20 protein-coding genes, 2 tRNA genes and 1 rRNA gene (1 of these 23 cut by a window edge) are annotated in these 26030 nt (G+C 33.8%); 14 read left to right on the top strand and 9 right to left on the bottom strand.

The annotated features are described in order from the left end of the window. The first annotated feature begins 16 nt into the window (after positions 1–16). Both CLOLE_RS16855 and CLOLE_RS16850 read left to right on the top strand, forming a co-directional pair. The gene (locus CLOLE_RS16855; RefSeq protein ID WP_013658325.1) at positions 17–883 is read left to right on the top strand and encodes an aldose 1-epimerase family protein; all 867 of its coding nucleotides are present in this window, start codon (positions 17–19) and stop codon (positions 881–883) included. Between the two features lie 417 nt (positions 884–1300). Next, positions 1301–5497 carry a X2-like carbohydrate binding domain-containing protein gene (locus CLOLE_RS16850; RefSeq protein WP_013658324.1) on the top strand — a complete coding sequence of 1399 codons (4197 nt, stop codon included), beginning with the start codon at positions 1301–1303 and terminating at the stop codon, positions 5495–5497. Between the two features lie 64 nt (positions 5498–5561). On the opposite strand, the gene CLOLE_RS16845 is transcribed toward CLOLE_RS16850, so the two are convergent. Next, positions 5562–6428 (bottom strand): ROK family protein, encoded by an 867-nt coding sequence (locus CLOLE_RS16845; RefSeq protein WP_013658323.1) that lies wholly within the window; start codon positions 6426–6428, stop codon positions 5562–5564. A gap of 288 nt (positions 6429–6716) precedes the next feature. Here CLOLE_RS16845 and glmM point away from each other — a divergent pair, with 288 nt between their 5' ends. Continuing rightward, positions 6717–8069 (top strand): phosphoglucosamine mutase, encoded by a 1353-nt coding sequence (gene glmM, locus CLOLE_RS16840; protein WP_013658322.1) that lies wholly within the window; start codon positions 6717–6719, stop codon positions 8067–8069. Between the two features lie 207 nt (positions 8070–8276). Here glmM and CLOLE_RS16835 read toward each other — a convergent pair whose 3' ends face one another. From CLOLE_RS16835 to CLOLE_RS16820, 4 genes are read right to left on the bottom strand one after another with little or no spacing between them, the layout of a single operon-like run. Further along, entirely contained in the window at positions 8277–9674 is a 1398-nt protein-coding gene (locus tag CLOLE_RS16835) for a DUF4340 domain-containing protein (protein WP_013658321.1), read from the bottom strand. Further along, complete coding sequence (locus tag CLOLE_RS16830) at positions 9674–11110, bottom strand: GldG family protein (RefSeq protein WP_013658320.1); 1437 nt, start codon at positions 11108–11110, stop codon at positions 9674–9676. Before CLOLE_RS16830 ends, CLOLE_RS16835 begins: the two co-directional genes overlap by 1 nt. 12 nt (positions 11111–11122) lie before the next feature. Then, entirely contained in the window at positions 11123–11986 is an 864-nt protein-coding gene (locus CLOLE_RS16825) for an ABC transporter permease (protein ID WP_013658319.1), read from the bottom strand. Next, entirely contained in the window at positions 11967–13088 is a 1122-nt protein-coding gene (locus tag CLOLE_RS16820) for an ABC transporter ATP-binding protein (RefSeq protein ID WP_013658318.1), read from the bottom strand. The genes CLOLE_RS16825 and CLOLE_RS16820 overlap by 20 nt, the downstream gene beginning before the upstream one ends. 266 nt (positions 13089–13354) lie before the next feature. Here CLOLE_RS16820 and CLOLE_RS16815 point away from each other — a divergent pair, with 266 nt between their 5' ends. Beyond that, a complete protein-coding gene (locus tag CLOLE_RS16815; RefSeq protein WP_013658317.1) occupies positions 13355–13666 on the top strand; it encodes a DUF3892 domain-containing protein in 312 nt (103 codons plus the stop codon). A gap of 146 nt (positions 13667–13812) precedes the next feature. On the opposite strand, the gene CLOLE_RS16810 is transcribed toward CLOLE_RS16815, so the two are convergent. Beyond that, on the bottom strand, positions 13813–14337 hold the full coding sequence (locus tag CLOLE_RS16810; RefSeq protein WP_013658316.1) for a DUF6512 family protein: 525 nt from the start codon (positions 14335–14337) through the stop codon (positions 13813–13815). Between the two features lie 419 nt (positions 14338–14756). Here CLOLE_RS16810 and CLOLE_RS16805 point away from each other — a divergent pair, with 419 nt between their 5' ends. After that, complete coding sequence (locus CLOLE_RS16805) at positions 14757–15071, top strand: hypothetical protein (protein WP_013658315.1); 315 nt, start codon at positions 14757–14759, stop codon at positions 15069–15071. Positions 15072–15143: 72 nt separating this feature from the next. On the opposite strand, the gene feoB is transcribed toward CLOLE_RS16805, so the two are convergent. Further along, positions 15144–17156 (bottom strand): ferrous iron transport protein B, encoded by a 2013-nt coding sequence (feoB, locus tag CLOLE_RS16800; protein ID WP_013658314.1) that lies wholly within the window; start codon positions 17154–17156, stop codon positions 15144–15146. A gap of 143 nt (positions 17157–17299) precedes the next feature. Next, positions 17300–17524: a FeoA family protein gene (locus CLOLE_RS16795; protein WP_013658313.1), complete on the bottom strand. Its 225-nt coding sequence runs from the start codon at positions 17522–17524 to the stop codon at positions 17300–17302. 167 nt (positions 17525–17691) lie between these two features. On the opposite strand from CLOLE_RS16795, the gene CLOLE_RS16790 reads away from it, so the two are divergent. The 5 genes from CLOLE_RS16790 (at position 17692) to CLOLE_RS16770 (ending at position 22143) form a co-directional block, all read left to right on the top strand. Then, complete coding sequence (locus tag CLOLE_RS16790; RefSeq protein WP_013658312.1) at positions 17692–18603, top strand: ribonuclease Z; 912 nt, start codon at positions 17692–17694, stop codon at positions 18601–18603. A gap of 70 nt (positions 18604–18673) precedes the next feature. Next, a complete protein-coding gene (locus CLOLE_RS16785) occupies positions 18674–19207 on the top strand; it encodes a DUF6715 family protein (RefSeq protein ID WP_162145088.1) in 534 nt (177 codons plus the stop codon). A 20-nt stretch (positions 19208–19227) separates the two neighbouring features. Then, positions 19228–20244 carry a tRNA (adenosine(37)-N6)-threonylcarbamoyltransferase complex transferase subunit TsaD gene (gene tsaD / locus CLOLE_RS16780; RefSeq protein ID WP_013658310.1) on the top strand — a complete coding sequence of 339 codons (1017 nt, stop codon included), beginning with the start codon at positions 19228–19230 and terminating at the stop codon, positions 20242–20244. Between the two features lie 21 nt (positions 20245–20265). Next, positions 20266–21321, top strand: coding sequence for a PIN/TRAM domain-containing protein (locus CLOLE_RS16775; protein ID WP_013658309.1), 1056 nt, complete (start codon positions 20266–20268; stop codon positions 21319–21321). A gap of 456 nt (positions 21322–21777) precedes the next feature. After that, positions 21778–22143 carry a VanZ family protein gene (locus CLOLE_RS16770; RefSeq protein ID WP_013658308.1) on the top strand — a complete coding sequence of 122 codons (366 nt, stop codon included), beginning with the start codon at positions 21778–21780 and terminating at the stop codon, positions 22141–22143. Between the two features lie 300 nt (positions 22144–22443). Here the strand turns inward: CLOLE_RS16770 and CLOLE_RS16765 are convergent, their stop codons facing one another. Next, positions 22444–23766, bottom strand: coding sequence for an APC family permease (locus CLOLE_RS16765; protein ID WP_013658307.1), 1323 nt, complete (start codon positions 23764–23766; stop codon positions 22444–22446). Positions 23767–23946: 180 nt separating this feature from the next. On the opposite strand from CLOLE_RS16765, the gene ispD reads away from it, so the two are divergent. The 4 genes from ispD to CLOLE_RS16745 form a co-directional block, all read left to right on the top strand. Beyond that, the gene (ispD, locus tag CLOLE_RS16760) at positions 23947–24645 is read left to right on the top strand and encodes a 2-C-methyl-D-erythritol 4-phosphate cytidylyltransferase (protein ID WP_013658306.1); all 699 of its coding nucleotides are present in this window, start codon (positions 23947–23949) and stop codon (positions 24643–24645) included. A 267-nt stretch (positions 24646–24912) separates the two neighbouring features. Next, positions 24913–24998, top strand: a tRNA-Ser gene (locus CLOLE_RS16755). Between the two features lie 33 nt (positions 24999–25031). Next, positions 25032–25120: transfer RNA gene (locus tag CLOLE_RS16750), tRNA-Ser, on the top strand. 151 nt (positions 25121–25271) lie between these two features. Next, positions 25272–26030: ribosomal RNA gene (locus CLOLE_RS16745) — 16S ribosomal RNA — on the top strand; it runs 767 nt beyond the window's last position.

The raw sequence follows: 26030 nt of genomic DNA, 5'->3' as shown, positions 1-26030 counted from the left end.
CAAAAGGAGAGTAACCATGATCTATCAAATTAAAAATAATGACTTAGAAATTACTTTATCAGATAGTGGTGCAGAAATGACACAGGTATGTTCAAAGGAAGGATGTAACTATCTTTGGCATGGGGATGCTAAGTATTGGAATCGCCATGCGCCTGTGTTATTTCCGATAGTAGGAAAGGTAGTAGGAGGAAGTTATATTCATCAAGGGCATACATATCAGCTTTCGCAGCATGGATTTGCTAGAGACTCAGTTTTTAAAGTAGAAGAACAGACGGAAAATACTATTAGTTTCATATTAGAAAGTAATGAAAAAACAAGAGAGCGTTATCCTTTTGAATTTAGCCTCAGAATTCGTTATAGTTTAGAAGGAACACAGCTTCGTATTGGCTATGAAGTTCAAAATAAGGATGAAACAACCATATGCTTTGCTATAGGGGGACACCCAGCTTTTAATTGTCCTCTGTTTGAAGATGAAACGATGGAAGACTACTACTTAGAGTTTGAGATGGCTGAAAAAACTAAATCATTAAAAGTGACAGAAGAAGTCCTCTTGAGTGGAGAAATGGGTGATTTTGAAGCTCAAAGAATACCTCTATCAAGGGAATATTTTAAAAATGGCGTTACTATCTTAACAGAATTAAAAAGTAACTGGATTGCTTTAAAGTCGCATAAAAATTCACATAGTGTAAAAATGAACTTTGAAGGATTTCCGTTTTTGGGAATTTGGTCACCAGAAAAAGGAGCCCCATTTGTATGTATTGAACCTTGGATAGGGCATACAGATTATGTGGATGCAAGTAATGTATTAATGAATAAGAAAGATTTTATCCACCTTAATAGGAAAGAAAGCTTTAAATGTATGTATAGTTTAAAATTTGAATAAGATTAGAAAGAATATGCTAAAATTGGTTGAATCAAACTAATTTTAGCATATTTTTTTATTAATTAAGTGTTAGAAATATTAATTGAAAAAGTAGTATATGCCTAAGGATGAAAATAATTTAGCAAAGCTGTTTAATATTATAATGTAATACATAAATAAAAAACACATAATGTGTAATAAAATGTGTAATTATGAACAAAAGAAATGAAAATTAAACTTTAAGATGCTAAAATTATTAAAATATTAAGTTGATATAAACTTAATATTTTAATTAAATAAATAAGAGGAGGGGGGCTTTAGGGATAAGAATTGCAACAAGTATGACTACATAGCATATTAAACTAACACATGAGATGTACTTATATGATGAAATAGCTAGAAATAAAGGGATGTTAAAAAACATTAAGGAGGAGAATCATGAAAAAGAGTATTTCGGTTATATTGTCCTTAATTCTTACTATATTTTTTTCGATTCCCATAAGTGTATTTGCTGAAGCCGGAATGGAAAGAAGTATAGGAAATCAGTTTGTAAAAGCTAACGGTAATCAATTTGTATTAGACGGCACCCCTTTTTATTATGCTGGTACAAATAATTACTATTTAAATTTTAAGCCTAATAAGGCGGTTGATAATGTTATTGAAGATGCTTCAGATATGGGGCTTAGTGTTATTCGTACTTGGGGACATTTAGACGTAGGGACTCCAACAGGCACACTTAATGATAAAGGTGAAATGACTTTTACTAATAATGTAGATGGTATTGGTAGTAAGGATGGTATTTATTATCAATATTTTGATACTAATTTAAAGAAGCCTGTAGTAAATGAAGGTGAAAATGGCTTACAAAAGCTTGACTATGCCATCTATAAAGCATCACAAGAAAATGTAAAATTGCTTATTACCTTTACGAATAACTGGGAAGCATTCGGCGGAATGGCACAGTATGTGAAGTGGGCTCAATTAGCAGGAGAAAATGTAAATGGTCACGATGATTTTTATACCAATGCTAAGATTAAAGAATGGTATAAAGCGTATGTAAATACTTTACTTAATCGAGTAAATACTTATAGTGGTATAAAGTACAAGGATGACCCAACTATTTTTGCATGGGAATTAGCAAATGAACCAAGAGCAACCTCTGATAGTGGTTGCAAGAAGAATATTTTACTTAACTGGGCAAATGAAATGAGTACCTATGTAAAATCCATAGATAGCAATCATATGGTAGCAGTAGGGGATGAAGGATTTTATAATTTTGGTTATCAAGAGTTTCCACAAGGTGAGTACAAATATGTCTATTATGGTAGTGAGGGAGCAGATTTTAATTCTTTAGTGAGACTGCCTAATATAGATTTTGGTACAGTACATATTTACTGTGATCAATGGGGACTAACTAGTGAACAAGCTAAATTCTGGTTTAAACAGCATGGAGAAGATGCTAAGGCAGCTAATAAACCAGTCATATTAGAGGAGTTTGGATGGAAAGATAGAAATACTAGAAGTCAAATTTACTCTGATTGGTTTAAAGTAGTAGAAGGTGATACTTATCCTGGCATAACTTATGCAGGAACTAATTATTGGATGCTTGCTAGTATTATGGATGATGGTAGTTTATATCCCGATTATGATGGATATACCGTCTATTATCGTGGAGATTCGAACGGAAATCCAACACAAGATACAGCTAATCTTATTATGCAGCACGCACAGCGTATGAAGGCTAAAAACAATGGTAGTATAGAAGATTTAGCTCCTACTCTTAATCCAACAACTATAAATATTGAAAAGGGTAAGGCAGAGGCTAAGTCAATTAATGTAAGCTATAATAACCATCAACTTATAGAAGTTAAGAATGCAGATAAGACATTAGTAAAGGGTACGGATTATACTGTTAATGATAATCAAATTATTTTGCAACCAGCTTATCTAAATACCTTAGCTACAGGCATTAATAACCTAAGTTTCAATTTTGATAATGAATATATGTTATCTGTAGTTGTAGTAGTTAACGATGGAGAAGTTATAGAACCACAAACCCCTACAATAGATAAAGCCAGTGCTACAGTAGATTTAGCAAAAGTAGAGGATTTACTAATTACTTTAATGACTAATGGCAATAGTTTAAAAGGTATTACAGCAGGAGGTAAGACCTTAGTTTCAGGCCAAGATTACGCTATTAATGGTAATCAAGTAAGATTTAATCTATCTTCTTTACAAACACTTCAAGTGGGACAAATAGATATCACTTTTGTATTTGAAACAGTTGTATCTCCAGTATTAAAATTAACGGTAGTAAATTCAAATAGTACAGAGGATCCAACGGAAGGGTTTGTTTATGCAGAGGGAGAAAAGTTCTATATTGATGGAGCGCCGTTCTATTTTGCAGGAACTAATGCATATGATTTATTCACTATTGGAGATAGCTCAAGTAGCAGCACTATAGAAGATATTTGTAACAAATATATGTATCCAAAAGAAATTGAAGCAAGAATTAAAGAGATGGCGGACAATGGTGTTAAAGTAATTCGTACATGGGGATTTTCTAATGAAAGTTGGCATGGATTTGAAACTGCACCAGGAAAATATGTAGAACCACAATTCATGTTATTTGATTATATCATGTACTGTGCAAAGAAATATGATGTAAAAGTAATTATTACTTTAGAAAACTACTGGGAAGCTTACGGTGGCATCAATCAAAAATTACAATGGGCAGGATTAAGTGGTGGCAGTCATAAGGATAAAGCTCAATTCTTTACTAATGATAAGTGTAAACAATGGTATAAGAATTATGCAGAACATTTTATTAATCGTACTAACTATTTTACAGGAGTTAAGTATAAAGATGATCCCACAATTTTTGCATGGGATCTTATGAATGAACCACGTTACCAAGACGTAAGTGTTACTGAAAATACTCAAGGTATAACCTTACGTAAATGGGTAGATGAAATGGCTGGATATATTAAATCTTTAGATCCAAATCATATGGTTTCTGTAGGTATTGAAGGACATGAAACACGCTATGGATTTGGCAGTGATGAAGGTAACCCATTTGTATACATTCAACAATCACCATATATTGATTTTTGTAGTGCTCATCCATATCCAGATGAATATTGGGCTAGTTTAACACCAGAACAAAATGCTGATTTAATGCGTACATGGATTAAAGATGCTCATGAAGTAGTAGGTAAGCCATTTGTAGTGGGAGAATTTAATGTACATAGTAGTTTAGCGTATGACAAATATGAAGCTTACTGGCGTTCAGTATATGATGTTATTGATGAAGAAGGAGCCGCAGGTGGTCTGTTTTGGGAATTCAATACAAGAAAATTAAGTGATTTCACTGTAATGGCAGGAGATCCAATCCTTAATTATTTTAAAGTTCACTCAGCTAAAATGACAGCTAAAAATACAGGAACAATTAGTGTAGTAAATAGCATTACACCAAGTATAGTAAGCTTTGATAAAGCCGTACCAACAGATGTAACAGTTACCGTTCAATCTACTGGAAATGCAACAATACAAAATATCACTCAAGCTGGTAGTAGCTTAGTTGAGGGCAATGATTATGCATATAATAATAATCAAGTTACTTTAAAAGCTAGTTATTTAGCAAAACAAAATGTTGGAGAAATTTCATTAATATTTGATATGAGTGAAGGAAATGCAACTAAACTTTCTATTAGTATAAAAGATACTGCTATTAAAAATAGTGAGGTATTAACTAAACAAATAACAGTAGACCCAACAAACATCCAAGATAGTGCAATTGAAGTAAGCTTTAATGGCAATACATTAGTTGCAATTAAAGCTGGTTCACAAGATCTTAGTACGTCTGCATATGAAGTATCAGGAAATAAGGTGATTTTAAAAGTAAGTTATCTGAGCACATTAGCAAGTGGTAACTATGAAGTAGAACTGGTATTTAGTCAAGGTGATTCATCCAAAGTGACTATCACAGTATTAGATGCAGAAAACCCAGTGCCAAGTGCACCTACAGGATTACAAGCTCAATCAGTTACAGCTACATCTATAGAAGTAGAATGGTCAAAAGCTACTGATGGTACTGTACTTAAAGAGTATCAAGTTTTGGTAGATAATGTTTTAGTAGGGGTATCTCATACCAATACATATATAATTACTAATTTGACACCTGCTACAACTTACTCTATTACCGTAAAGGCAGTAGATTTATCCAATAATGTTTCGGTGGCTAGTGAGGCTCTTAATGTAACAACACAAAAACAAGAAGAGTCAGATGAGATATATGCTTTACCATGGAAATCAGGTATTACATATACTGGTGGAGAAGTAGTGTACTATAATGGAGCTTACTGGAAGTGTCAGTGGTATACTGTAGGCCAAGAACCTGGAAGTAGTCCTGTATGGCAATCATATACACCAGGACCTAATGATAAGCCAGTTAGTATTGAAACGCCCGTACCTGGAGTATATCCAGACTGGAATGCAAGTACTATCTATACTGGTGGCGAGATTGTATATTATGCTAATGACTATTGGAAGTGTAAATGGTGGAATCAAAACACACCTCCTAACACAACAGTGAATGGTACGCCATGGGATTTATACATTAAAGTAAAAGAATAGATTAGACAAAGCCGGAGATTCTATTGGGGAACCTCCGGCTAATTTTATGCTTTACTTAATTTTATTAAATAGAGAGTCGAGCTAATTCTAAACAACCCATAATGCCTTGATTATCATTTAAACCAGCAGGTACGATATAGGTATCTAAATCATCGAGTTCTTTAGTTTGGATGTATCCACCAAGTAGCTCCTTTACTTGCTTTCTAATGAGAGGAAAAAGTTGTGTTTGGTGCATAACACCACCGCCTAATATAATACGCTTTGGAGATAAGATAAGGATATAGTTAACGATAGCTTGTGCTAAATAATAAGCTTCTAACTGCCATACTTTCATTTCGCTTACTAAGTTAATGGCTTTTTGCCCCCAACGATCTTCAATAGCAGGACCAGATGCTAAACCTTCTAGGCAAGTACCGTGATAAGGGCATTTGCCCTTATAAGAATCCTCTGGATGTTTTGCCAACAGAATATGGCCAGCTTCAGGGTGCAGCATACCATGAGCAAGCGAGCCGTTTTGATAAACACCTACACCAATCCCTGTTCCAACTGTGATATAAATGCTAGAATTTAAACCTTTGGCAGAGCCCCAGGTTACTTCTCCTAAAGCGGAAGCATTAACATCAGTATCAAAGCCAATAGGGCAGCATAATTCTTTTTTAAAATACTCCACTAAATTGCAATTTGCCCATGCTAATTTTGGGGTAGTAGTGATAAAACCATAGGTAGGAGAAGTCTTATCTAAATCAATAGGACCGAAAGAACCTATACCTAAGGCTTCAATAGGATGCTTTTTAAAATAAGCAGCAATCTTAGTTAAAGTAATTTCAGGAGTTTCTGTAGGAATAGAAATCTGTTCAAAAATTTCACCGTTTTCGTTTCCAATGGCACACACTATTTTGGTACCACCTGCTTCTAATGCACCGAATAACATAGTAAATCCCTTACATAGAACTTATAAAATAGGAAAAAATGAAGCGTGTATAGTTTTTATAAGCTTTATGCCCTTTCTTTTTAGATATGTATATCTTTATTTTATCTAAAATAAAGGTAAAGATAAATGGATAAAATAATAAGATAAGAAGGAATATTGTATAAAAGCGTGGTAGAATCCTATAAGTTATGGGCTTGCACAGTATGAAACTGTTGTAAGAAAAGAAAACAAAGTTTATAATGGATAGGTAGTAAAAAAATATCCCTCAAGGAAAGTGAGGCACATTTCATGGGAAAATTATTTGGAACAGATGGTGTTAGAGGAGTAGCTAATACTGAGCTTACAGGAAAATTAGCTTATCAATTAGGTCAAGCTGGAGCTTATGTTTTGACAAAAGAAACTAAAAGACAACCAAAGATTATTGTTGCAAGAGATACACGTATTTCAGGCACAATGTTAGAGGCAGCTTTAGTTGGAGGTATTTGCTCAGTTGGAGCAAAAGCTATTTCTATCGGTGTTGTACCAACTCCTGCAGTAGCTTATCTTGTAAGAGAATTAGGTGCAGATGCAGGTGTTATGATTTCAGCATCTCATAACCCATTAGAGTTTAATGGTATTAAGTTCTTCAATAGTGAAGGCTATAAATTACGTGACGAACTAGAAGATGAAATTGAAAACTTAATCTTAACAAGAAGTGATAATATACCAATGCCTACAGGAGAAAATGTAGGAACTTGGGATATGGATCATTCTGTTATTGAAAAATATATTGACTTTGTATGTAACACCATTCCAGGAGATTTAAAGGGCTTAAAGGTACTTGTGGACTGTGCTAATGGTGCAGCATCAGAGGTAGCACCTATTGCACTTGAAAGATTAGGTGCAGATATTGAGATTATTCATCACAAACCAAATGGTATTAATATCAATAAGCTTTGTGGTTCAACACATATGGGAGATCTTCAAAGTCAGGTAGTTGGTAGAGGTATGCAAGCAGGTATTGCTTTTGATGGTGATGCAGACCGTTGTTTAGCAGTAGATGAAAAAGGTATCATGATTGATGGTGACCAAATCCTCAGCATTGTTGGTTTAGATATGAAAGCTTGTGGCACATTAAAACGTGATACAATTGTAGCTACAGTAATGAGTAATCTTGGTTTTACTATTATGAGTAAAGAAAAAGATATTAATCTTATCCAAACTAGAGTAGGTGACCGCTATGTACTTGAAAAAATGCTTAAGCATGGCTATAACCTAGGAGGAGAACAATCAGGACATGTGATTTTCCTTGATCATAATACAACAGGAGATGGGCTAATTACAGCTATCCAACTTCTTTATGTGATGAAGAAAACAGGTAAACCTTTATCAGAACTCAAAGAATGTATGCAAATCTTCCCTCAAGTATTAGTCAATGCTCATGTGAAAAATGAAAATAAATATGCATACCTTGATGAACCGGAAATTCAAGCAGTTATTGAAGCCCTTGAAGAAAAGTTCAAAGGGGAAGGGCGTGTACTTATTAGACCTTCAGGTACAGAGCCACTTGTACGTGTTATGATTGAAGGTAAAGATAAAGCAGTTATTGAAGAAGAAGCTAAGAAGTTAGCTACCTTTATAGAGGAAAAATGTGGCGAGTAGAGGGCTACCCAAAGGTGAAATTGCAGTAGCCAATACACAAGTAGCCTTATCTTAAAAGTATTAAAGAGGTTACCTCGAAATGACTCTTCAATACAAGATAGATTCTAGCAATTGATTTGCTATATACTATATCTTGTATTTTATAGGAGTTTCGGGGTAACCTCTTTTATTTGTGGGGACATATCTACCTAGAAACTATTTTAGTACTTATTTTAAAGTGGATAAAGCTTCTGTAATAAGCTGTTCTAGGTGAGTAAATTGTTTTAACGAGCAGCTTACTGTCATTGTATCATTAAGTGTACTTAATAAGGAGTGATTAGTGTATGAGTAGAAGTTTACGGATTTTGTACTACCATCCTTAAAAGTATAAGTAAAGTAAATGGCCGGCTGATCATTAGCAGGAATGGAAGTGTCTGTAACCAGGGTATCAGCTTTAATATCAATAAGTGCTGTATATAAATCTTTAAACTTACTTTCTTCAATGGCTTTATCATTTAAGGTATAAGCAGTGTTATCTTGGTCCAGTGTGAAGTGATAATCGCCATCAGGTAAATGAAGGTCTACAGCTTTAACTGTATCAATTCCTACTAAAGCAATCCATTTATAAGAAAGTTTAAAAGGATCAAGGCTTTCTAAAAGCGGTGATAGGAAACTGCTATCCATAGCATAAACACTTTTGTCCCCTGTTTTCATAAATGCAATTTTTCCATCATCTAATTCATTACCCCAAATGTAATCTAAGGTACGTGTAGAAGATTCTTTTGTTGTGTTGTCTGTTTCAGTGACATTAATTATGAGATGCAGCTGTGGGTCATCAAGGCCATAGGGGCTTAGGTCAGTTACACCATCAGCTATAAAGTCTTGTGCTTCAAGAACGGGAAGCTTCTGTACTGATTCTTTGAAGACACTCCCATCTACAGCCACTTGATTAAGTGATGGGGTTGTTAATACATAGTTTGTCATCAAGCTATTTTGCTCCGTGGCTAATGAAATTTGCATTTCATCAATGTCACGACCTTTGACAGTTAGGCCTGTAACTTGAGCTGTATCATATTCTTCTAATTTAGTATCTCTAAGGTCATTAATATTACTTACAAAAGAGTTAATGATAAGTGAAGAGACAAGATAGATAGGACTATCTTGAGTGTTTAATTTAACATAGGCATTAGTGGTATCTTGGGTCCTTGTCCCTATTAAAAGTTCTAGTATATTACCATCTTTTAAAGTATAAGTAACGGTTTGAACCGGTTTCTCTAAACCAAAGTCTTGTAAGTTGGACTGATCTACAGAGCGAGAAGCTTCCACTTGAAGGATACGCTCACATTTATAGTTGAGATTTTCTTCATTAATAGGCACTTCTTCATGCCCTTGTAAATGCCACGCTCCTCCTTCAGGAATATAAGTTAAGCTTTGGGTGGCATCAGCAACGGTAATTTCTTTTATATCATCCATCTTTAAGTCAATCACCTTAATGGTAGCTGCAGCCGTACTAGTAGGTTCACTTGTAGAAGCAGGCTCTTGTTTTTTTAATTTAACAAAAAAGAGGGCAGCTATAAGAAGTAGAAAGATAACAAGTGTAAGTACAAGTGTGCGTATTTTTTTCATTATAAATGTCTCCTTTTAACCCAGACTGTGATACCCAAAATAAGAATAACTAATGGAATAACAACCATGGTTAAACCGCCAAAGATAATAAGCTGAGAACTACTTATTGAGCGGAGATTATAATTTTCAAGTGTTTTGGCTTCAATAGCATAGCTGTTATCAATAGAGAATAACCAGCCAAAAGCATTAGTAAGAAATTCTTTATTACCAGTAGAATCTAAAGATACCATTTGATCATCTAAGAAGAATGAATCTGCCATAACGAATAATCTTGTATTAATTGGATTCTGGGCATCTAAAGTATTATTTTCTTCAACAGCACAAGCTAAGATAACAGGACCATTGATATCTCCGTCTTCAAATTCATAAGTACTAGGATTGATATTTTTCTTTAAGTAAGATTGATCTGAGCTAGAAAGAAGAGGCGTTAAGGTAACACCGTTTCGTGCATTGTTTAAATTCTTAATACCTGAAGTAAATGGTACAACGACAGGTAATTTACTTTGTGTTAATGAATTTGTGATGTCATGTGAAACCATAGCAGGTAACAGATAAGTTGGATAAGAGGTTAAGGAATAATTGCTGTCAGTTTCAATGACAACACCTTGCTCATGGGCAATGCCATAATAGCTAAGGAGTTCGTTATAGTTTGTTAGCTCAGGCATATTAGCATCCATAAAAAGCATTGCTTTCCCACCTTGATCTAAGAAATCAGTGAGTTTTTTGATTTCTTCTTGTGTAAAATCTGTGTGAGGTGAAAAGACAAGGACAATGCTATTATCTGGTGAAGGCATTTCGGCAGTTAATAAGTCTAGTTCTGTCAGTGTAAGATTTGCACGTTCAGATGCATCTTTAAGTGCGGTAGGAATAGCGAGTTCATTATGCCCGCTTGTATAATAAATCGTACCATCAACATCCGTAGAAACATAACCTAAAGCATTCGTAATAGCATTTTCGATAGTAATACTACTTAAAGTAACGCCGCTAGTATCAGTAGCTGTTGTGCCATATAAGTCAGTTTGAGATAGCACCTTATACTTACCAGTATCTCCATTTTCTATAATGACAGAACCGGCAGTAACAGTACTACTGCTAGTTTTTTTATAAGCATTAGCAAAGGTAGGATAAAGAATAGGGTCCTTATAAGTAACAGTAAGGTTGCTATTTAACTTATCATATTTATTTAAGATTTCTTTAAGACCAGCGGTTTCCTTGCCTGTTTCTTCTAAAACATAAATATTAACAGGTGTTTTTAATGCTTTAGTTACTTTTTCTGTATTAGCAGATAAGGAGTAGAGCTTTTCTGCTGTTGTATCTATTTTGAAATTAAGGTCAGTTACAATGACATTAAGTACAATGGTAATAGCAATAACCATTAAGGTAAGTAAAGTAGCATAGCCACCATAGCGTAAATAGTTACTTTTTGTTTTCTTCATTTTATTGTCCTCCTAGCTCCAACGGCGCTTTTCTATAGTCTGATTGGTTAAGAATAAGAAGATAAAGATAAAAGATAAGTAATAGACTATAGCACCAATGTCTAATAAACCGTATGTAAAGTTTTCAAAACGAGAGAAGAGAGAAAACCATTGAAGGATTTTGGTACATAACCCATCAAAGAGACTTCCGTTTAAGTTATAAGTCACAACAACGCCGCATATACCTAAGAGGCCGATGATACCACTAATATAAAAATCTTTAATAGAAAAGTAAATGAATAAAGTAATCAGCACAACGATGATGATTAGAAAAACAAGAGAAGAAATTCTTTGCTTTGGAATAAGTACAGCTAGGCCATCAATAAGCATTAAAAATAAAAAGAGTCCAATAGAAGCAATAGCTGAAATGATTTGATTTTCAGTAAGTGCAGAAATAAATAAGCTGATAGCAATTAAAGTAGAACCTAATAAAAAGAAACCTAAATAGCAGGTCAATATTTTACCTACTGGGATATTTCCAAAGAACATTAATATAGCTGGTTGTACCATTGTAATGATTAAAGTAATGGCAAATAAAGATACAGCAGCAAAATATTTACCAAGTACAATATCTTTCACATGAATTGGACTTGTTAGTAGTAATTGGTCTGTACGATTTTTCTTTTCCTCTGATAAAAGACGCATCGTTACAAGAGGTATGGCGAACAGTAATAAGCTAGATAAAGCAGCAAGTACATTTGTATAATCACCATAGGAGTTATAGATATTGATTGCAGTAAAATAAAAACCAAAAATTAACAAGAAAAAGGCCATAAAAACATAACCTATTGGAGAAGTAAAGTAGGCTTTAAATTCTTTATCTAGTATGGTCTTCATCAATAGCACCTTCTTTCACTAAATGGGTTGTATCATTTTCTTCGCTATCATTTACGTCTTTGGAGTCCATATCTTTAATGCCGATCTCTTGAGGATTTGTATCTTCATCCATACTACCTTTAGAAGTTTCATCTTGAGCATTTTCGTCTTCAGTAGTACTATTTTCATTTAATTGGTTAGTTACTTTTAAGAAAATATCTTCTAAGGAAATATCTTCAGATTTCATCATAAGTAAAGGCTTATGGTGAGTAACGCATACCTCGAATATTTTTTCTCTAATATCATTTTCACGATTAGAAGAAAGTGATAGCTCCACAGTATTTTCTTCTACAGAATCTAACTCTTTTACCTCTGTAACACCTTCAATAGCACGTAAAGCACTTAAGAATGCTTCATCAGTATTTCTAAGGCGTAAGGTCGTTAGATGATTATGGCTAAATAAGTCCTTTAAGTTTTCAGGGGTATCTAAAGCCACCATATTACCTTTATTAATAATCATAATAGAGTCACATATAGCACTAATTTCGGGTAAGATATGTGAACTTAAAATGATAGTATGTTTTTCACTAAGCTCCTTAATGAGATTTCTCATTTCAATAATTTGCTTTGGATCAAGGCCAACAGTAGGTTCATCTAAAATAAGTACATCAGGTGAGCCGATTAAAGCACTAGCTAATCCTACACGTTGTTTATAACCTTTAGAAAGATTTCTTATAAGACGTCCTTGAACATGGGTGAGTTCAGTACGCTCTAATACTTCGTTGATATGTGTTTTTAAGTCTTTTGAAGGTAATTTTTTGAGCTTGGCAACGAATACAAGATAGTCATTAACGGTCATATCAACATAAAGTGGGGGAAGTTCAGGTAGGTATCCAATATGCTTTTTAGCTTCAATAGGATTTTCTAAAATATCAATACCACTAATTTTAATGGTTCCGCTAGTAGAAGAAAGATACCCTGTAAGCATATTCATTGTTGTAGATTTTCCAGCACCATTAGGACCTAGAAAACCAAGTATTTCTCCTTCTTTGACAGTGAAACTAATATTATTGACGGCAGTATGTTTACCATATTTTTTGACTAAGTTAGTTACTTCAATCAAAGTATTTATCCTCCTTAAATATAGACATATAGTCAAATTATAGTTTATTTTATAATGGTTTTGTGTTGAGTAGGTGAAAATTATAAAAATAAAATATAATATTAAATATTTGTTTGAATATTACTTATTATATCATAAAGAAAAATAGAAATAATTAGATTTATTTGTTTAATATGCATTAAAAATAGTACAAGACTGCAAAAAATAGAATGTATATTAAAAGACTATTTATAAAATAATAAGATACAAGAAGGAGGTATTTTATTATGTCAGAAGAACAAAGTGCAGGCCTTTATTTAGCAAATTTAGCTAACAAAGTAGTATCCGAAGGTGGAGCAAATGCCAAGGCTATTACAAAACGAATTGTAAATAGTGGTGATGTTGTAGGCTATGAATTGGAATCAGGAGAACACATTACTGTAGAACAAGCCATTGAAATGGCTAAAGCAAACGAGCTTAAACATGTAGGGGTTTCAACTTCTAAAGATGGTAGTGAGTACATCCGCTCCTTAGCTGATGGAGATGAATCTAATAATCTAGGGAACTTACCCTCAATTAGTTCTGATAACTTGCAATAATTTGTAGTAAAATAGATTATAATTCATTTACTCATATCATAGGTAGAAGAAGCTGTATATAAAGATAGATGATATAAATCTAAATAGGTTGCATAAACAAGCTGTCTATGTAATAGATAGTCGTCTTTATGCAACCTATTTGAGTACTATGATTTAGCTCCCCAATCTGTAAAAAGGGGAATATCTAAGGGATGATATGTAAAATAGGTAAATAAAAAAATCATACTTATAATGAATAAAAATCCTAATAGGTTATAACAAGGTCCGTAGTCAGGAAGCGTTAATACTTTATAAAAAGTATAACCTGCAATGACACAAGCAATGAGGAAAGAAAGAATATTTAAAATAAAAATAGAGTGCCCCATAATGCCTGAATAAGTGTAAAAGAAGATAATAATAAATAAATTAGCTAATAAAGGTCCTAGGGCAAGGGCAAGCCAATAATTATGAGTTGTATCTTTTAGTAGAGGATAGCAAATAAGACCATAGATTAACCAGGCATAAAAGGCCAGTTTCAAATGCTCCCACACACTTTCATTGACAGGAGAAAAAAATCCTACATAATAATTATTTCCAGATAATCCATAAACAAAATGTAATAAGCAACCTAGAACAAAAGCAAAGATTACCCCAAATATAGCAAAGCTTTTAAGAGAAATAGAAGAATTCATATTAAGCTCCTTTCTATGGCATGGCCAAATTTCCTTTCTATAAATTTATGCAAGGGCCATTAAACTATGCAAAAAAATAAGCGATAGGGGGGCTATCGCTTAATAAATATATTGGGGTTTATGAGATAATTGGAATGGGGAGGAATCATAATTATCTCATAGTTAGTATGACAAAATTTATAAATAATATGCTAAAATAAAACTAGAAAAACTATCCACTTATAAAATAAAAAAGTTGCTTGATAGATTTTCTATAAAAACATTTAATTATAGATAATAACCTAAATGAGAGAAAGGCTTAGATTCATTTAAAATACATAAATAATATATAAAATTTACCTATATACTTACAATATGTTACAGTATATAATTGGAATAGGGGTTATTAGCCGCAGATTTACAAAGGGGGTGCCAGAGTATTGGAACAACATAAAGGGGCAAGACAATATTCACACGGAGAGGTGTATTGTAATTGTTGCGGTGAGCTAATCACTAATAGAGAGCGTACAAATCAGCATAGAGACTATTTACACGTTGAAAAAGCGTGGGGGTATTTTTCATCAAAAGATTTGGCAGGACATTCTTTTAATATTTGTGAGAATTGCTATGATAGATGGTTAGAAAGTTTTCGTATTCCAGTGGAAGAGTTTCCGGTGGATGAGATTCCTAATTATTCAGAAGATGAAATCGCACAGTTAAATGAAGCTTATGCGGCAGAAGTTTGTAAAGGATAAGTAAAAATAGACGTATAAAGATTAATTAATCTTTATACGTCTATTTTTATAATTATTAGTACTATTCAAGTTTTAGAAGAATAAGTTTCCTACGGTATAAAAGATAAAGGCTACTCCCCATGCGATGAGTAGTTGATAACTAATAGCAAACCACATCCATTTTAAGCTATTAGTTTCTCGTTTAATAGCGCCTAAGGTACCTACACAAGGGACATAAAGTAAGGTAAAGATAAGGAAGCAATAAGCACTAAGTGGTGAAAAAGAGCTAGCTAGTGCATCATGAAAGACTGTAGCGCTTGTGCTTGCACCTAAACCATAGACGATAGCCATATTAGAAACAACAATTTCTTTACCTACTACACCGGCAATAAGAGATAAGGCAGCTTGCCAATTACCAAACCCAAGAGGTGCAAATACTGGTGCAATGATTCTGCCGATAGAAGCACCAAGGCTGTTGGACATATCTGTAGGACCAGTAAAGTTGAAATTTAAAATAAACCAAAGAATTACAGAAGCTACAAAGATAGTTGTACCAGCTTTTATAAGGAAGCCTCTTACCTTTTCCCATACTTGAGTAGCAATATGTTTAATGCTTGGTAAATGATAAGGGGGTAATTCCATGATAAAGGGCATGCTGTCTGATTTAAATAATGTCTTTTTAAAGATAAAAGCGACTAAAAGTCCAATTAATATACCTATAAAATATAAGGAAAATATAACAATGGCTTCTTTACCAGGAAAGAAAGCAGAGGCAAACAGGGTGAAGATAGGAAGTCTAGCACTACAAGAAAAGAATGGATTAATTAAAATAGAAGTCATTCGATCCTTTTCATCTTCAATTGTACGTGTTCCCATAATGGCAGGTACATTACATCCAAAGCCTAATAGCATAGGAATAATAGATTTTCCATTAAGACCAAGCTTTCTCATAAGCTCATCCATAATAAAGGCAACACGTGCCATATAGCCTGTATCCTCTAAAATTGTTAGTGCAATGAATAAACAAGCAATATTTGGCAAGAATGTAAGTACACCAAATACACCATTTAAGGCACCATCTATAATAAGTGCTCTAAGCCAATCAGCTACATTTAATGCTACAAGCCCGTTATTACATAAATCCAATATATGCCCAAACACTGTATCGAATAAGTCAGTTAAAGGATTTCCAACTAAATTAAAGGTAAAGTAAAAGACAGCAAACATAACAGCAGCAAAAATAGGAATGCCCAAAAAACGATGAGTGACAAAGTGGTCTATTTTATTAGTGAAAGAAGTCTGCTCATGAGCATCTGAACTCATAACCTTTGAAATAATAGAGGAAATATGTTCATATTTACTATCTGTAATAGATTCACGAATAGCTTCGATTTCTTCTGTTTGTAATAAGGTTTGTAACTCGTCATGATGTTCACCAGGAACTAAATCGAGTGCCCTTTCATCACCTTCTAGAAGTTTTAAAGCAATCCATCTAGCAGGCACTTTTAAAGAATGGTCTTCTAGTAAATGAATAGTTTCTGAAAGAGTAGCTTCAATTGAAGCTAGATAAGGCACATGATAAGCCGTAGAATCTACTTTAGAAGCAGTAACTAAAGCCGCGGTGAGTTCTTTAAGTCCCACTTTTTTAGAAGCTACAATTGGAATAATAGGTATACCTAAGAGGCTAGTAAGCATTTCAGTATTAATTTTCAATCCTTTTGCAGTGGCTAAATCCATCATATTGAGAGCCATAACTACAGGCTTTCCTAGTTCTAGGAGCTGAAGAGTTAAGTAAAGATTTCTTTCAAGATTAGAGGCATCCACTAAATTCAAAATAACATCTGGATTTTCCTTTACAATATAATCTCTGGCAATACTTTCATCTAAAGAGAAGGCAGATAGGCTATAGGTACCAGGTAGATCTACTAGATTGATAGATACAGAAGTATGCTCAGCAGATTGGTAATAAAAATGACCTTCTTTTTTCTCTACAGTTACACCAGCCCAGTTACCTACTGTATAGTGGGAGCCTGTAAGTGCGTTAAATAAAGTAGTCTTGCCTATATTAGGGTTACCAGCAAGAGCTACTGTTAAATGATTAGTCATAAAAATCCTCCCAAGGATAAAAATAATTAAATCTCTATAATAATGTTTTTTAGAAAGATAAAGCTTTTGATAAATAATAATCACTTTGATAATAAAATCTCTATAAAGTATATAAGCACTACTAGTAAACTAGTAGTACTTCTTTAAGCGATTAGTATATATTGGGCATCCTCTTTACGAATACACAGGCTATAACCTTTTAATGAAATTTGAATAGGATTACCTAGAGGTGCTAATTTTTCGATTGCTACTTGACTTCCTTTTACAAGTCCCATATCCATAAAGCGTTGTTTGATAGGAAGAGGTGCAGTGATACTTGTAATAGTAGCTTTTTCTCCGAGCTTTAAATCTGATAGTGCTTTACTCATACAAATTCCCCCCTATACTATTTTAAGATAATTTTAGTATAGTTAAAATGAAAATGTTTGTCAATGAGGAACGATAATTGATATCTGAAAAGTAAAAAAGCAGATATGATTGTAAGAAAACCTATAAAAGGATATAATAACATTATTAAAAGAAAGGAATTAAAATTATGTTAGACATTTGTTTACTTGGAACAGGCGGGATGTTACCGCTTCCTGATCGCTACCTAACAGCAATGTTAGCTAGATTTAATGGAAGGAAGCTACTTATAGATTGTGGTGAAGGAACTCAAGTTACGATGCGTATGCTAGGCTGGGGATATAAGACGTTAGATGTTATTTGTTTCACACATTATCATGGTGATCATGTAACAGGGTTACCAGGCTTATTATTAACTATCAATAATACAGGAAGAACTGAGCCACTTACGATTATTGGACCACCAGGACTTAGAAAAGTAGTAGAAGGTTTGACAGTAGTTTCTAAGGACATAGCATTTGACCTCGAACTTATAGAACTATCTTATGAAAAACAAACCTTAAAAATTGGTGAATTTGTTATTACAGCACTTCCAGTGCCACACAATGTAAAATGCTTTGCTTATACAATTGAGAATTATCGTTTACCTAAATTTATGGTAGAAAAAGCAAAAGCCAATAATGTTCCTCAAAAATACTGGAAAAGACTACAACAAGGTGAAGAAGTTAAAGTTGGAGATGACTATTATACACCTGATTTAGTCTTAGGAGATAAAAGAAAGGGCATTAAGGTATCATATAGTACAGATTGTAGGCCGATACAAGAATTAGAAGAACTCATTCAGGAATCAGACTTATTTATTTGTGAGGGAATGTATACTGATGATAGTTATTTAGCTCAAGTGAAAAAGCATAAACATATGTTAGCATCAGAGGCGGCAGAGTTAGCAAAAAAAGCGAGAGTAAAAACTTTGTGGCTTACTCATTTTAGTCCGGCCTTACCACAGTCTTATATTAATATAGATAAGGTAAAAGAAATCTTCCCAAACACTGTAGCAGGTTATGACCGAATGACAACAACTATTGACTTTACAGAAGAATAGTAGTTGAAAGGAGAGGTTGTATGAAAAAAATAATAGCAGTATTAGTAATGGGAGTTATTATAGGTATATATTGTTTAAGTTTAAGAAATGCAGGGCAGGAAAAAAAGTAGTAAGTACATCTGCATCTGTTACAGAAAAGCTTCAAACAATAACACAAGAATTAGGAGAAAGTTATCCTAGTACACCTAAAGAAGTAGTTGAAAAGCATAATGAATTAATGCGTATTGGATATAGCTCAGATATAAAGGATGAAGAATTGACTGCATATGCAGAAGCTTTAAGAATGCTATATACTAAACGCCTTCAAGAAGTAAACCCTATAGAAACTCAAGTGAGTGGTCTAATTGCTGAGAGATTAGAAAATGAAGATAAACCACTTATTATGATTAATAGTGAGATTATGGATGTAACAATCATTAAGGATTCTGACAATAGCCAAAATGATTCTGCTGGAGTTGTGGTGAAACATGGAACTAATAAAGGTAATATTACTAAAGAGTATAGTTTAGTTAAAGAAGACGGAATGTGGAAAATCCAATCATGGGAAACTCAGAAAAGTGAGGAGGATTCTACTCAAAGTCAAACAACATCAAATAATGAATAAGCCAACGTGGAGGAATAAACATGAAGGATTTAACAATACTTGCTATTGAAACATCCTGTGATGAGACATCGGTAGCAGTTGTAAGAAATGGTCGTGAGGTATTAGCTAACACTATTTCTACACAGATTGCTTTACATGAACAATATGGCGGTGTTGTACCAGAGATTGCTTCAAGAATGCATGTAGAAAAAATTAACTTAGTTATAAAAGAAGCTTTAAAAACAGCAGGTCTAGCACTAGACGATATAGACGTTGTAGGTGTTACGTATGGACCAGGATTAGTAGGAGCACTATTAGTGGGAGTTATGGCTGCTAAGTCTATTGCTTTTGCAAAAAGTAAACCTTTAGTTGGGGTACATCATATAGAAGGGCATATAGCAGCGAATTATATTGCACATCCAGAATTAGAACCACCATTTCTGTGTTTAGTAGTATCAGGTGGGCATACACATTTGGTACATGTGAAAGATTATACTACTTACGAAATTATGGGACGTACAAGAGATGATGCCGCAGGTGAAGCTTATGATAAAGTAGCTAGAGCTATGAGTCTGAGCTATCCAGGTGGCCCAAAGATTGACAAGCTTGCAAAAGAAGGAAATAAAGAAGCTATTAAATTTCCTAGAGCAATGCAAGATGGGAGTTATGATTTTAGCTTCAGTGGTTTAAAATCTGCAGTGCTTAATTATATTAATGGCTGTAAAATGAAAGATGAACCTATCAATGTAGCCGATGTAGCAGCAGCATTCCAAGCTAGTGTAACGGATGTACTAGTGGGAAAGACATTACAATTAGCAGAGGAAAAAAATATACCTAAGATTGCTTTGGCAGGTGGAGTTGCAGCAAATCAAGGCCTAAGAGAAGCTATGCAGAAAGCCTGTGATGAGAAGGGTAAAAAATTATATTATCCAGAGCTTATACTTTGTACAGATAATGCGGCTATGATAGGGTGTGCAGCTTATTATGAATATTTAAAAGGGACAAGAGCAGATATGAGTCTGAATGCAGTACCTAACTTGCCTATTGGTGGAAGATAATCCTACAGAAAGGAGATTGCAATGAAAAATATTCTGAGAATATTATTATCAGGATTAATAGCAGGATTGATAACCGCAGGAACAATGCATTTAGAGCTAATAGGTATTATTCCAACAACAATAGAAGGAACACTTAATAGTATTTATATTAATAAGGAACTTATTATTTTTATTTTATCATTTGCACTTATGTTTTTTTCTTTAAGTATTCCTTTAGCACGCCGATTAGCTAGTAAGCTAGAAGATACATTAAGTAGGTACCCAATGCAAGAAATTTTAATGTATATTATAGGCCTAGGCATTGGATTATATGTAGCTAGCTTAACAAGTAATGCTTTTAAAATGGAAAGAGATAATCTAGTAAGCCAAATATTTATTTTATTATTATATATAGGTTTGGGATGCTTTGGAATTTATTTGGTTCACTTGAAAAAAGGTGAAATCAAGGGCTGGATTAGTAAAACTGGTGATATTTTAACTCATTGTCAACCTAAAATATTAGATACTAGTGTCATCATTGATGGGCGCATTTTAGATATTATGAGTACTGGATTTATTGAAGGGAAAGTCATCATACCTTCATTTGTGTTAGATGAACTAAGACATATTGCTGATTCCTCAGATTCTCTTAAACGAAATAGGGGAAGAAGAGGTCTTGACATTTTAAATGAACTGAAAAGCGCACGTATAGCGGCGGTTGAGGTTATGGAGATTGACTATCCAGAATTGCAAGAAGTAGACAGTAAACTTTTAAAATTAGCCAATGAAATTCAAGGCAAGATTGTAACTAATGATTTTAACCTTAATAAAGTAGCAAAACTTCAAAAAGTACAAGTACTTAATATTAATGATTTAGCAAATGCCATTAAGCAAGTTGTGTTACCTAATGAGGAAATGAAGGTTTTGGTAGTAAAAGAAGGAAAAGAACAAGAACAAGGTTTAGCCTATTTGAATGATGGTACAATGATTGTCATAGAAAATGGTAGAAAATATGTAGGGTCTACTATTAAAGTAATAGTAAGTACTGTATTACAAACCTCAGCGGGGCGAATGATTTTTGCTAAAGTTGAAGAGTAAGCTATAGATCAATCTATATAACAAATTAGAGCAGTTTATATAAAAGTTTAAACTCAGATAGAAACAATGCATCTTAGACTAAATAAACGGATTAATTCACAATAGGCAAATAAAAGGGTAAGGCAGTAGGCTGAAATCAAGCTTAATACCATTACCCTTTTTATATGTTACTGAGATTAAAATACCAGCGGCTATTATAGTTAGCATCAGCACAATGATTGGAACTAAGAGAGAAGAGCTGAGAGATAAGAGATAAGAGATAAGGGATAAGAGATAAAAGATAAAAGATAAAAGATAAGAGCTAAAAATTAAGAAATAAAAGGAAAGAAATAAAGATAGAGAATAAGTAGAAGATACGGGCAAGATAAATTAAATAACAAAAGAATAAGCTAAACAAAGAATAAAGTTAATACCATATCATAGAATTTGCAAAGTCTAAAATGTAAGGAGAATATGATGAATCATATAAAAAATTATAAGTTTACAGTACTATCAATCATACTTATTTTAATAGCAGTGTTAATGCCGGCTGATGATGTGCCATCTGTAAGTATTCCTCATATTGATAAACTAGTTCATGCAGGAATGTTTGGATTTTTAACACTCTGTTTTTATGGAGAGTATTTTTTTGAGAAGAGAAAAATACCATCCATACTTTTGCCATGGATCTTAATAGAAATATTTGCTATTATTACGGAACTACTACAATACTTAGTAGAAGGGCGCTCCTGTGACATAAAAGATTTTTTAGCAGATACAATAGGTAGTATTATAGTAATAGTTATAATAAGATATTTTTATGGAAAAAAAGTAAAAGGGTAAGCAATTTAAAATTAATAATACTTCTAAGGTCACTATTTCTGTTGTTCTAATAAGAGAACATAGAAGTATATCACACCTTTTATACCTAAAAACATATAGATAGAATTAATATATTCATAAGCTGAATAATGATTATAAAAAAATATAAATAATAGCTACAAGTCAAAGTAGTATTTAACAGGGTTCAAATAAATCAGGTTTTAAATCAAAATAAGCCTACTGAAATATTAAATATTTCAGTAGGCTTATTTTGATTAATGAATGAAACCTATATCATTTTATAGGGTGCTATAAATACTCTTAGGCAACAGATTTTTTCCAGAATCTATAAGCAATAATAAGTATAATACTGCAGAATGAAATATAGAAAATAAATAAAGGATTTTGCATCCCTACATATAAAATAATAAGTGATCCTAAAATAGCAAATATAGGGTTGACTTTCCCTTTCCAAAAGCTTTTGATTTCACCTTTAATACCTAAACGAAGCACATGCACATATAAAAGAATAAATAGAACATAATTAAGTGTAGTAGATATTTCAGAAACATCAGATCCACCTAATATATTAAATTTAGTAGTAATATAATGCATAGCTAACCAAAACAAGGTGATGCCTAGGGCAATTAGATATGAATATAATGGAATGTCTAACCTTTTATCTATTGAAGAAACCTTTTTTGCATTAGGGAACATATTACGAATTGCTAATGAATACGGTAGGCGACTAAGTCCCATAGTTAATCCATTAGCAGTCCCAGCTACAGAAATAATAACAAAAATAATCAACGCTTTAGCGCTCCATGGACCAAATAATTGGGTTGCGACTAATTCTACGTGAGCATCTTTAGTGGCAATAATTGTTTCAGGACCTAAATAAATACTAATACCAATAAAATAAAGTAGGTACATAATTAGTACAAGGAGAGGAGAAAATATTAATGCAATAGGAATATTTCTTTTTGCATTTTTAACCTCATGAGAAATAGCAGTTGATACAATCCAACCATCAAAAGCAAAAACAATAGGAATAAGCGCGCTAAGCCAAGTAGCAGACTGAAATTCTGGGGTTGTAATTTCTATAGCAGAACTTGGATCACCAAATATAAAACCGGCTATACCAATTAGTAATAGAGGAATAAGTTTGATGAAAGTAGCTACATTTTGGCAAAGTCCAGCAAGTTTTGCGGAAAGTATGTTGATTAAAAAGATGATAAGTGTAGCAATTAAGCCAATAAGTATTTGTAACTCTAAAGTAGCGCTTAAGCCAAATAAGATACAAGTATAAATACCTACAACATAGCATACAACAGCAATAAGTGTAGGATAGTATAAAAAGACTTGAAACCAACCCAAAGCACAAGCGATACCACCATTATAGGCATCTTCAGCATAACTTATAGGGCCACCTGGTTTATCTGTGCGAGCCGCTAATTCTGCTACAGTTAGGCTGCCAAAAATGATACTAATAGCAGCAATACAGAATGCTAATGCACCTAAAAAAATGTTACCATTAGTAGCTACTAAGATATCATCACTTTTAAAGAAAATACCCGAGCCGATAACAACGCCTACAATCATAGTAATGCAGGTCAAAAGACCATATTTGTTTTTTGATGTCATGTAAATCCTCCCTTTGTTGTCATAAGTCAATAACAAATAATAAATCAATTATATAGGTAAGAATAGATATTAACAACGGTTTTTTTTGTATTTACAAAATTAGATGAGTGAAAATATAATAAAGATTAAATGAGGGTATATATAAAGTAAATTATGTTATATAAAGGAGAAGACAGAAGGATGGAGAAAGTAACGGCAATTATAGTAGCTGGCGGTAGTGGCAAACGTATGGGAATGTCGATAAAGAAACAATATATTTTATTAAGCAATAAAGAAGTATTAGCGCATACAATAGAGGCATTTGATAAATGTGAGCTAATTCAAGAAATCATTCTAGTAGTGTCAGAGGATGAGATTAACAAAGTGAAAAAGGATATTGTAGAGAAGTATTCTTTTAATAAAGTAAGGAAAATTGTATCGGGAGGAACAGAAAGACAGGATTCTGTATATAATGGATTATTGGCAACGTCTAATGATACTAAATATGTCATGATTCATGATGGAGCGAGACCATTCATTAAAGAAAAGATAATACGAGAAGCTTTGAAATTAACAATAGAAAAAGAAGCAACAGTTGTAGCTGTTCCTGTAAAAGATACAATTAAAGTTGTAGATAATAAAAAGCAAATGGTGATAGATACGCCTAATCGTACTACTCTATGGTCTATACAAACGCCACAAAGCTTTTCAAAGGAATTATTATTAAAAGCATATGCATATGCCAAAAGCGAAAATCTAGCAGTAACAGATGATAGTATGTTAGTTGAAGCGTATGGAAAAGCAGTATATATTGTTCAGGGAGATTATACGAATATAAAAATTACAACACCAGAAGATTTAATAATAGGAGAAGCAGTGTTAAAAAATCAAAAGGGGTAATACGATAAGTAAAAATAGATTAATTGGAGGGAAAAGTAATAATACAATAAGAATAATATGAGAATTCACAGGAAGCAAAGACTACTAAAAAAAGGAATAAAAAATGCTAAAAAAGTGTTGACCTATGACAAATGCTATGATATATTAAATAAGCACTAACGACGAGGCAATATTTATAGAAGGAATGAGTTAAATAAATATTGACAAGATAAAATGAGTAGTGTAGAATTTATTAGGTCGACTAAGGTCGAAGTGATAATAAAATATGGAGAGATGGTCGAGTTGGTTTAAGGCACCGGTCTTGAAAACCGGCGAGGGTAACACCTCCCTGGGTTCGAATCCCAGTCTCTCCGTTAATCTTGTTTTTTGTGGTGGAGAAGCACTATGGAGAAGTACCCAAGTGGCCGAAGGGGCTCCCCTGGAAAGGGAGTAGGTCGTTAATAGCGGCGCGAGGGTTCAAATCCCTCCTTCTCCGTTGTTTAAATTACAAGGTTGAAAATGAACTTTGAAAACAAAATAGTAACTATAAACCAGTCGATTCATTACGTCTCTAATAAGAGATGAGAATCAGTACAACTTGTACTAAGTAAAATAGTCAGTAGTAGAGATACTACACGGACAAACTTTTTTATGAGAGTTTGATCCTGGCTCAGGATGAACGCTGGCGGCGTGCTTAACACATGCAAGTCGAACGAACTGCGAGGAGCTTGCTCCTCAAGGTTAGTGGCGGACGGGTGAGTAACGCGTGGGTAACCTGCCCTATAGAGGGGGATAACGTTTGGAAACGAACGCTAATACCGCATAAACTATCGGTAGTCGCATGACTATTATAGTAAAGATTTATCGCTATAGGATGGACCCGCGTTGGATTAGCTAGTTGGTGAGATAACAGCCCACCAAGGCGACGATCCATAGCCGGCCTGAGAGGGTGAACGGCCACATTGGGACTGAGACACGGCCCAAACTCCTACGGGAGGCAGCAGTGGGGAATATTGCACAATGGGCGCAAGCCTGATGCAGCGACGCCGCGTGAAGGAAGAAGGTCTTCGGATTGTAAACTTCTATCAGCAGGGAAGAAAAAAATGACGGTACCTGACTAAGAAGCTCCGGCTAACTACGTGCCAGCAGCCGCGGTAATACGTAGGGAGCGAGCGTTATCCGGATTTACTGGGTGTAAAGGGTGCGTAGGCGGTTTGTTAAGTCAGAAGTGAAATTTAGGGGCTCAACCTCTAAGCTGCTTCTGAAACTGATGAACTAGAGTGTGGGAGAGGAAAGTGGAATTCCGAGTGTAGCGGTGAAATGCGTAGAGATTCGGAGGAACACCAGTAGCGAAGGCGGCTTTCTGGACCATAACTGACGCTGAGGCACGAAAGCGTGGGGAGCAA

The sequence above is a fragment of the Cellulosilyticum lentocellum DSM 5427 genome (assembly GCF_000178835.2).
Classification (GTDB): Bacteria; Bacillota; Clostridia; order Lachnospirales; family Cellulosilyticaceae; genus Cellulosilyticum; species Cellulosilyticum lentocellum.
This window is presented reverse-complemented; position numbering and strand designations above follow the sequence as displayed.